The sequence below is a fragment of the Pseudomonas sp. UYIF39 genome, from assembly GCF_029963765.1.
Taxonomy (GTDB): domain Bacteria; phylum Pseudomonadota; class Gammaproteobacteria; order Pseudomonadales; family Pseudomonadaceae; genus Aquipseudomonas.
The window spans coordinates 1-1,235 of record NZ_JALBYU010000065.1 but is presented as its reverse complement, the minus strand read 5'-3'; the positions used below and the strand labels follow the sequence as shown (position 1 = coordinate 1,235).

At 54.7% G+C, this 1,235-nt stretch carries 1 protein-coding gene; it reads right to left on the bottom strand.

Annotated elements, in window-relative coordinates; translation table 11 throughout:
• Positions 1–8: 8 nt before the first annotated feature.
• Positions 9–1,171 (bottom strand): IS3 family transposase gene (locus MO767_RS30805; RefSeq protein WP_282483615.1). Its coding sequence is split into 2 segments (ribosomal slippage): positions 9–916 and positions 916–1,171, totalling 1,164 coding nucleotides; the frame shifts between segments, so codons are not numbered across the junction.
• Between the last annotated feature and the right edge of the window lie 64 nt (positions 1,172–1,235).

Here is a 1,235-nt window from a genome sequence, read left to right as displayed (position 1 = left end):
TGTAGTGGTCAACTGATCCCGGACACGGTTTTAAGGTTTTCTTCGGTTTTTGCCGGAGCTAACCCATCGTTAAATTGGTGGGGCCGGATCCAGTTGTAGTGATGCATCAGGTATTGGCTGATGTCTCGCTGAGCTTGCTGGCCGGTCATGTACCCAGTGGTCGGTATCCACTCTGTTTTCAAGCTGCGAAATACTCGTTCCATCGGCGCATTATCCCAGCAGTTTCCTCGACGACTCATGCTCTGGCGCATCCGGTAACGCCACAGCCGTTGGCGAAAGTTGCGGCTACCATATTGCGACCCCTGATCCGAGTGAAACAGTAGCCCTTGAGGCTTGCCACGTTGCTCGTAAGCCACGTCCAGTGCCTTGACCACTAGGTCTGCATCCGGCTTTTCGGATAACGCCCAGCCCACCACTCGGCGGGCGTAAAGATCCATAACAACCGCAAGGTAGTGCCATTTTCCCTGTGCCCAGATGTAGGTTATATCGCCGCACCAAACCTGGTTGGGCGCTTCGACATCAAACTCCCGGTTCAAGATATTCGGGATATCAGGCCGCTCGACTGTCGCCTTTTTATAGGCGTGTGATCCCGGCTGCTTGCTGACTAGCTCCAGTTCACGCATTAGTCTGCGCACCTTGAAGCGTCCAATTTGCTCACCCTCTTCTTGCATCATTAACATGATGCTTCGACTGCCCGGAGCACTTCGTCCCTGGGTGAACAGCTCGTTCACTCTACTTCGCAACCTGAGTCGCTCAACGTCTGGTGTTCGCCGCCTGAGACGATGTGCGTAGTAGCCCGAACGGGCAACTTCAAATGCCTCGCACAAGCAGTCAACAGGCTCATGGGCACTTAGCTGATCGATCAGCGCGTACGCTCGAGATCTTCCGACATCAAGAGCGCGGTGGCCTTTTTTAGTATCGACTTCTCGCGCTCAAGGCGAGCAATTCGCGCCTCCAACTCCTGGATTCTTTGCTGCTCTGGGGTTAACGCTTTGCTTTGCGGGGTGATGCCGGTGCGCTCTCTCTGAAGCTGGTCGACCCAGCGGCGCAGTGCCGATTCGCCAACAGCGAGTGAGCGGCTAGCCTCAATGAAACTGTAGTTTTGCTTGAGCACGAGGTCGGCAGCCTCGCGTTTGAATTCTGGAGAAAAGGTACGGCGTTGCTTGGTCATCTGACACCTCAGTCTGGCGAGCATTCTCGCCTAAATGGGTGTCCGGAATCATTAGACCACTACA